The sequence below is a fragment of the Corallococcus sp. AB030 genome, from assembly GCF_003668965.1.
GTDB classification, from domain to species: domain Bacteria; phylum Myxococcota; class Myxococcia; order Myxococcales; family Myxococcaceae; genus Corallococcus; species Corallococcus exiguus.
Window position 1 is genome coordinate 46,927 of the sequence record NZ_RAWQ01000039.1, and the last position, 7,985, is coordinate 54,911.

Below are 7,985 nucleotides of genomic sequence, written 5' to 3' on the forward strand. Positions count from 1 at the left end.
TGTTACCGCCGTGGCAGGCGCAAGGCGCCCGGTCCCGGCTCTGTCGTCGTCTCGTCCGCGCTGCGCAGCGGGTGCGGCTCCGTGCGGTTGTCTGGCATGAGGACGGGCAGCCCCTGACCGATGGGCTGATGCGGCGACCGCTGGAGCGCTGCCTGCCGCAGGCGACCATCACTCACGCACAGGGCAGCCTCGGCTGGCATGACCTCCGCCACACCTACGACAGCCACCTCGCCATGCGCGGTGTCCCGCGCAAGCTCAACCAGGAACTGATGCGCCACGCCACCATCGAACTGACGATGGGGTACGCCCATCTCTCCCCGGAAACGAAGGAGCGCGCCGTCCAACAGCTCGACGCGCCCACTTCACAGAATCACGCCGCTCTGGCATGGCCGCGACAGAGGAGCGCAGCAGGAGCTACTGAATCGCGAAGATGAGCGTCACCTTCGCCAGGACGACAGGAAACCTCACGCAGGACGCGCGGTTACCCATCTGTCGCCCTGGTTTCGCTCGGGACGCCATCCCGTGCTGTTCCGGGGAGTTCCCTGGTGTGCCCCTTCAATCCACGCTGGAGGGGCACACTGGGGGCACATGCCAACTCAAGGTGCCGGGCATGCACGAACACCCTGCTACAAGCTACTTAGTGAGCGGAAGCGCCTCAATATCGAGCCCAATACTCCTGGCCTTCCTGAGCCCCTGGACCAATAGCCCATCCAAACGGCTGCGTTCGGAGAGTTTCTCGCGTGCATCTTCGGCCGCGCGGGAGGACTTCATACCAATACGCTGCCGCTGCAATACCTTCTCGGGCTTATCTGTCTCTTGAAAATCGCGCCCAACATAATGAAGCGTAACCAGCGCGACCAAGTCAGCAGCATCAAGCACCTGAAGGTGTTGATTGAAAGCCTGCTCCGCAGGGCGCGGACGCACTCCTGTCAGCGCGTCCACTTCACGCCTCACAAGATCAGACGCGGTCAAAAGACCACCGGTGGACGGATACAACCGCTCGTACTCCTCGTCCATCGCGCGAGCGAGCTGAATGGTCTGCTCAACAATCGCACGAAACCGCCCTCGACCCCTCTCATTGCTAGACGCCGTCATTGACAACCCTCCTGTTCTCTCCGTGAAACCATCGCTCCTTCAGGCAAACTCGATTAGCTCTTTCTCCCAGCTCACGACCTCATCCGGAACGGTCGAGAGCCAACGAACCATCCTGCGCTACAGCACTGCCCACCAACCGTTGCCCATCACTCGCGCCTCCTGACTGCACTCCGGTGCGGTGTGCAGAACCCGGACATACCCGCTGGGTCTGACACGTCAGCCAAACCGAGCGGCGAATGCCCCCCCCCCTGAAGGCATGGAGGGCGGAGAGAATCAGAGCTTCAGACTATTGGCGGCAAACTCCCGCTTCCTCGGCTACATCCGCCGGCGTCAATCCGACTCTGCCCCTCGCCTGCCTAGCTGCCTTGGCCAATGTGGCGCCAGTTGCTTCTCTCGATTTCTAATTTATATGCCCCTGCGACTCAATCAGGATGCTTTTCGCGGCTCTTTCGGTAGAGTCAGAATCCGATATCGCGGCGCAACTACTTCGACAGAGAGGCAGGGCCAAAAATGGCAGTAAAGGTGACGATCAAAAACCTGAAGGCGATCAAGACCCTGGAATTCGATGTACCAATGAGTGGCGCATTCGTCATCACTGGAGCCAACGGATGCGGCAAGACTTCGTTGCTGACGGTTTTGCACCGCATGGGTGCTTCCAACGCCTTCCAAACTGGGCTTCCAGGCGGCAAGAACACTACCGGCATAGATGGTATCGACGAAACGACAATCCAATACGACGTCAATGGAAATTCAGTCACCTATCAATACAATTACACACGATGGTCGGCAACGCCAAGATCAAACAGCACCATCATAGGCAAGGCATTCTCAGAGGTGCTATTTCTCAAGGCCGACTCGTCGCGTGTCGAGCCCACACAGAATGAACTAAAAGGCATCAAGAAGCAGCACGCAGACCAGATGCTGCGGAATTTCATGAATTCAGTATTCGACACTACAAGATTCAACAATCTGTATCGCATCCGACTGCGTGGACGCAATCTCATTGCCCACCTGATCGACAAATCAGCTCCGACAGACAAGAAGAAATCATATTACTCCGAGAAAACTTTCAGTCTCGGTGAGCTTTGCGTGATGCGTCTCGGCCAGAAGCTCCTGGGCATGAAAAATGGGGGCCTCTACATCATTGACGAGTTCGAGATGGCCCTGCATCCGGCCGCCCAGATTCGACTCTTCAGAGAGATCGAAAAACTCGCAAACGCGGCCAGTTGCACTGCACTAGTCTCGACCCACTCATCCAGTCTGATCAAGAGTGTAAAACGCTCAAACATCATCTATCTGGAGAACGATGGGGGCAACGTCACAATCCATCGACATGTTTACCCCACTTATGCACTCCAGCATCTGTCTCTCGACGAAGAAAGCGCGCCTGACAAGTTGCTCTTCGTCGAGGACGTGGCAGCGAAGCACTGTTTGGACGAGATGTGGCGGCAACACATCAAGCGCCAGCAATCGAGTGGTACCGGAAGCCTTCCAACTGTTCAGGTCGCGGTGATTGGCGGATACAAGGAAGTATTGAGGTTCCTCGAACGAAGCAAAGCTTTCATTCCGAATATGACTCGGCGCATGGCTGTTCTCGACGCTGATGCAGAGCCTGATTGCATGCCCCCAACGACACAGCCTGGGGTTCCTGCGCCAGAGCTTACTGTCCCACAGAGCCTGTATCACAATCAAAAGAACAACGTTGTGTTCCTGCCCTGGACACCAGAAGTGGGCCTTTGCGAACTGCTTCGCGGCGACATTGCGACACACACACAAGGAATCCAGACTCACACCGGCATAACCAACCTCAGAATCTCGCAGGCATCAGTGAATGCGCACGTAGGACAGACCGGCAGACTCCAGCGGGAGACTTGTAAGTCCGCCATTGACACAATCGCATCCGACATTGCAGCGAAAAATGCATGCACCGAGGACCGAGCCAGAGAAGCGTTGTTTTCCTATCTGGTGCAAGCAACCTTGGTCACGAGCCAGCCGAGCATGTTAAAGCTTAGCGGAAAGCTCTTTCGTTGAATAGCAATCGGCCCGAATAGAGCCTGCCTCGAGAGGGAAGAGGGTCGGCCACCTGCCGGGTAAGTAGCAGGAGGAAGCGACCATGAGGTAGTGAAGCAGGACGATGGCTGGCGGGTGCCGGGTTAGCCGTGGTGACGGATTGAGCCTCTGCCACCGGCCCGCCCCAAGCACCCGTTGGGCCGCCATAGCCTACGAGTACATGCCCAACAGGCCCTGGATGGACCTCATCAAGCGCTGCGCACGGGGACGTAGTGGGGGCTGTTGAAGGTCATGGGCCTGCGCCATTCCTGCTCGGACTACCAGCGTTTCCGAGCGCTGTTGGCCTCAGGCACCTTCCGCGAGTTTCGGCACCAGGGCTGCTCTCTTATGACGGCTTGGCGAAAGTTGATTGGCAGTGGCTGGCGCTGGACGGCACTCAGGGCAAAGCGCCGCTGGGCGGGGTAACTTGGCCCGAATCACACTGACAGAGCGAAGCGAGGCGCCATGAAAAGCCTTCTGTCGGATTCGCGTGGCGCCCCCCTTTGCAATGAAGCAGCTCTGAGCCTCATTAGCCATCACGACTAGCCAGGAACGCATTCCAAGCAGAAGAAGCTCGAAGCGCCGTGACGACGTCGTCCCACACAGAAGCAAACACTTGAACGAATTCTGGGCCAGCAGCGCCCTGGTAGCTTCTGCCCTCTCGGACAGTTCCGATTACACGCACACCGTTGGCTGCGACATAGACAACGGGGCCGCCACTGTATCCGCCAAACGGCTCCTTGTCCTTTGCGCCCATATTCTCCACAAACTTCTCAGCCAAATTCTTGAGATCTCCAGAGTATTCACGCGCATTGGAAGCTTCGATCTCCATTGACATCTGAGGTGCAAACCGTCCCATCCCTGACCATGGGCTATCATCAAGCTGACGAAGATAAGCAATCATCGGCAACGCACTTGGCTGCTCAGTTCCTCTTGCGCGATCAACGAGATGCCCAAAGTTCGGAAAGCCGAGCACAAAAATTGGCAGAGCAGTCGTCTCGCTTGTCCGTTCACGCCAAATTTTGCGAACCCATTCCGTGGTCGTTCGCGCGTCTCGCTCCCCCGGTAGAAAGATATACCCCTCAGCGTCAATCAATCCATCTGGGGGGAGCAAGACCGCAACATCAAGCAACACTGACTCCCACACAACCTGTAGGCCTCGAAATCGAAACACCTCGGCATCGGTAACAACCCCATGTTCAACATTTCGAGGAGCAACCATCAGCAGCCATTCTCTGTCCTGCAACCCCTCGGCTAAAGCGACGTGGCGAGCAGTCACCAGCACCTTCTGTCCATCGATTTCTACAAAAAATGCCGTCCCCTTTGCTTGCACAAAACCATCATCGCCCATGGCAATGAGGCAGCCATAGCTACGCAAGAGATCCATCAAAAATGGATTAGAGAACTCAAAATGTTCCGATGGTGTAACTACGCGAGGCGGTTCGATTTTGTCCATCGCCATACTTTGCCGTCATGCCATCCACCTGGGGAAGTGAATTCGACCAGCGGCTGACATGCTTTTCTGCTGGGAAGCGAGGTGCGCGTGTAATTCTTCTCACAGAAAGTCCTCGCGGATTACGCGAATGACAGGACTGACCTTGGAGAGAGCCGCCACTCAGGCTCTTTGTTTGTTGTCTGCCATCATCTATCGCGATGCAGTCGTTCCCCGGGCACAGTCGTCACTTCGTCCGGGTGGCGCGTCGTGGCCCACTCCCTTGAGACCCTACGACTCGCGGGTGCGGTCGAAATCTCCTCAGGGTGGGGGGTGGTAGGCAGGGGCATAGAGATCCCACCCTCATCATCCGGCACAGCGATGTCCCAGAGCAGATTCTCCGCTTCCATGAGGGCTTGCTGAACCTCCTTCACCGCGTCTTCCCCCGAGTAGGGCGGCAACTGAGCCAGACGCGCGCGGAGGAGACCCGCCAGCTCCGACGCCGTGGCGAAGCGCGCCGAAGGCTCAGGCCGCAGCAGCGTGTGGAGGATGTCGCGCAGGGGCACGGACAATCCCTCCGCCGCGCGCTCCACGTCTTCAGAGCGATAAGACATGGCACACCGGATGATGTCCTCCGCGAAGGGCGGCAGATTGAGCCCCAGCGAGGCCACCGACGCTGCCAGCACCTTCTCTCGTTCCTCCCGCGACAGCCGTGCCTCCACCCCTTCCGCGAGCAGGTGGCCCGGGTCGTAGAGGTGCCGCCCCGTGGCGAACTCCAGCAGGGTCAGCCCCAGGGAGAAGAGGTCGGCCCGCGCATCCACCGCGTCGCCCAGCAACGCCTCAGGCGCGGCATAGAGGACTTCGCCTTGGGGTCGGGGGAAGGATGTTGCCACGCGGCCCGTCAACCGGGAGAGGGCCACGCCGAAGTCCGTCATCCGCACCTCACCGCGCGGCCCCAGGCGGATGCGGCCCGGGTTGACGTCACGGTTGACGATGCCTAGCGGCGTGCCCGCTTCATCCGTGCGCGTGTGCGCGTATTCCAGCGCCGCCGCGACCTCCGCGCCCACGTAGAGGACGAAGGACTCAGAGAAGTAGCGTCCGCGCGCCTGGGCCACCGACAGCAGCGTGTTGAGGGACAAGCCCTCCAGGTTCTCCATCACCACGCACAGCCCATGCGTCATCTCGACAAGTCCATGAACGCGCGCGATGCGCGGGTGCTGGAGGTAGCGCGCGAGCCGCACCTCTTCCTCCAGCCGCGTCCGCGTGTGCTGAAAGCCTTCGGACAGTTCTTCGCCTTGTGGCAGAGGGATGCACTTGAGCACCACGCAGTCGCCCAGCCCTTGGGGCGTCCGGACGAAGGCGAGCAGGACGCGCTCTCCCAGCCGCCCCACTCCCAGGTCCCGGAAGAATTCGTAGGAGGTGTCCCCCTGCGTAAAGAGCACGACGCCGCTGGAGAGCGGCGGATCAGACGGATGGGCCATGCGGATACCCCTTGCGCCTACGCGAGAGGAATTCGCGCGAAGGAACTTGCAAGGTAGTGCCCGCATCGATCCTCGGGAACGACGCGGCGGGTTCAACTCCCCCGAAATCCCTCTCACTCCGGGTGAGAAGGACAGGGGCTGAATTGTAAATGAGCGTTACGTCGGGCAGGAGCCTCAACGCCAACGTTCAACCGCGATGCCAGACAGGTTACTGCGAGTCACGATCTCGCCCGGCTTGGACTCCTCGGCTCTCGTGGTCCATCCGAGTTCGTCCTCGTTTCCCATCTCAATGCAGACCGGCACCCTCTGGCCATTCGGAAGCCGGGCCTCGGTGTAGCGTCCCAGCAGCAGGTCCTTGTTCCCCGTCCACAGGTAGCCGTAAAGCAGCGTGCCCTTGGGCAATGCGCGCTGCTCGTCGGTGTACACCTCCCCCGTCACGGGCCCCTCGCGGAAGATCCCATCATGACCCGCGCGCCTCTGACGCGCGTCCGCGTAGAAGGCGACATAGGCATTCTTCCGCAACCCCAACCCGCCGTCCGCCTTCTTGGTGAACATTGCCTTGCGTGCGGCCTCGGGGCAGTCCGCGGCCTCGGGCCGCACCTGGGCTCCCGGGCAGCCCATCTGGAGGGCAGCGGCGGCGGTCAGACCCGCGCACTTCTTGAGGAAGCCACCCCATTCCGCCGGAGGCCAGCCCGGGGAGACGGCCAGGGGCTTTGGCTTCCTGATAGCGGGAGCGGGCGGCGGAGACATGGGCGAGGGAGCGCGCTTCACGGGAGGACTTTCCTTCTGCTCGGGTGCGGACACGGGAGAGGCTACTTCAGGGGGCATCGTGGCGGGCGCTGGAGGGGGAGCAGGTTGCTTCGGCTCTGGATTCACCTGCCATGCGGAGGAGGGCGCTAACGGCGTCCGCTGTGCAGTGGGAAGAGATTCCGAGGGTGTCGTGAAGCGCCAGAGCACGAGGCCGCCCAGGAGCACGGCAAGCGCCACCATGAAGGCCCCTCGCGCGGTCACCAGTCCCTGCCGGGCGGCCGGGGCAGGCACCTCTTGTGAGGGCATGAGGGGTGGCGCCTCGGGGGCGAGTTGGACGTGGGGCTTGGGAACGTGGAAGGGCTCCCTCCAAGCGATTCCCACCTCAGGCAGTAATGCCGTCAGCTCGCGCCGCATCACCTCCGCCGTGGGGGCACGCTTCTCCGGATCGCGGGCAACGAAATGGAGGACGGCCGCGCCCAGGGCCGCTGGCACCCGAGGGTTGAGCGAATGCGGCGCGGGCAACTCCAGCCTGCCCCCCAGGAACATGGCCGGAGATTCACTCCAGGGGCGCGCAATCGTCAGCAGGTCATAGAGGCAGATGCCCAGCGCGTAGACATCATCCGTGGCCTTGAAAGTGTAGCGCGCCTCGGACTCCTCGCCATGCTCGCGCAGGAACTTCGTGGCCTCGGGGGAGCGGTAGCGCCGGGTGCCGGGCGGCAGGGGGGAGTCCGTCAATTCGGGCGCCCGCGCGTAGCTGCCCACCCCGAAGTCCAACAGGAAGGGCTCACCGTCGGAGGCACGCACGAGGATGTTGCTCAACTTCAAGTCACGGTGGAACACACCCCGCGCGTGCACGTGGGCCAGGGCGGAGGCGAGCTTGACGAAGAGGGCCACCACCTCGTGCGCCGTGGGGTGCGTCTTCTCCATCCACTCGCCCAGCGTGTAGCCCTCCACGTAGTCCTCGACGACGTAGAGCCAGCCCCGGGTCGCGTCGTTCCATCGGCCGTGGGCATACATGCGCACGATGTTGGGATGGCCGCTCACCTGGGCCCATCCGCGTCCGTTTAACGCGATGGAGAAAAGCAGAGCAGAATCAAAGACATAGGTGCAGCCGAGCAGGCAGGCCCGTCGAAACGGGGGGACGAGGAACATTCTCCTGGCATGAAGAAGAGCACTCC

At 60.8% G+C, this 7,985-nt stretch carries 6 protein-coding genes; 2 read left to right on the top strand and 4 right to left on the bottom strand.

The window, feature by feature from the left end; translation table 11 throughout:
- Positions 1-71: 71 nt before the first annotated feature.
- Complete coding sequence (locus tag D7Y15_RS12860; RefSeq protein WP_233604922.1) at positions 72-434, top strand: tyrosine-type recombinase/integrase; 363 nt, start codon at positions 72-74, stop codon at positions 432-434.
- Positions 435-633: 199 nt separating this feature from the next.
- Here the strand turns inward: D7Y15_RS12860 and D7Y15_RS12870 are convergent, their stop codons facing one another.
- Positions 634-1,095 (bottom strand): hypothetical protein, encoded by a 462-nt coding sequence (locus D7Y15_RS12870; protein ID WP_120627037.1) that lies wholly within the window; start codon positions 1,093-1,095, stop codon positions 634-636.
- Between the two features lie 510 nt (positions 1,096-1,605).
- Here D7Y15_RS12870 and D7Y15_RS12875 point away from each other — a divergent pair.
- Entirely contained in the window at positions 1,606-3,126 is a 1,521-nt protein-coding gene (locus D7Y15_RS12875) for an ATP-dependent endonuclease (RefSeq protein ID WP_120627038.1), read from the top strand.
- A gap of 547 nt (positions 3,127-3,673) precedes the next feature.
- On the opposite strand, the gene D7Y15_RS44115 is transcribed toward D7Y15_RS12875, so the two are convergent.
- The 3 genes from D7Y15_RS44115 to D7Y15_RS12885 form a co-directional block, all read right to left on the bottom strand.
- Positions 3,674-4,606: a hypothetical protein gene (locus D7Y15_RS44115; protein WP_147443754.1), complete on the bottom strand. Its 933-nt coding sequence runs from the start codon at positions 4,604-4,606 to the stop codon at positions 3,674-3,676.
- Positions 4,607-4,785: 179 nt separating this feature from the next.
- A complete protein-coding gene (locus D7Y15_RS12880) occupies positions 4,786-6,057 on the bottom strand; it encodes a serine/threonine-protein kinase (protein ID WP_121752737.1) in 1,272 nt (423 codons plus the stop codon).
- A 174-nt stretch (positions 6,058-6,231) separates the two neighbouring features.
- The gene (locus D7Y15_RS12885) at positions 6,232-7,851 is read right to left on the bottom strand and encodes a serine/threonine-protein kinase (RefSeq protein WP_233604923.1); all 1,620 of its coding nucleotides are present in this window, start codon (positions 7,849-7,851) and stop codon (positions 6,232-6,234) included.
- Positions 7,852-7,985: the final 134 nt, after the last annotated feature.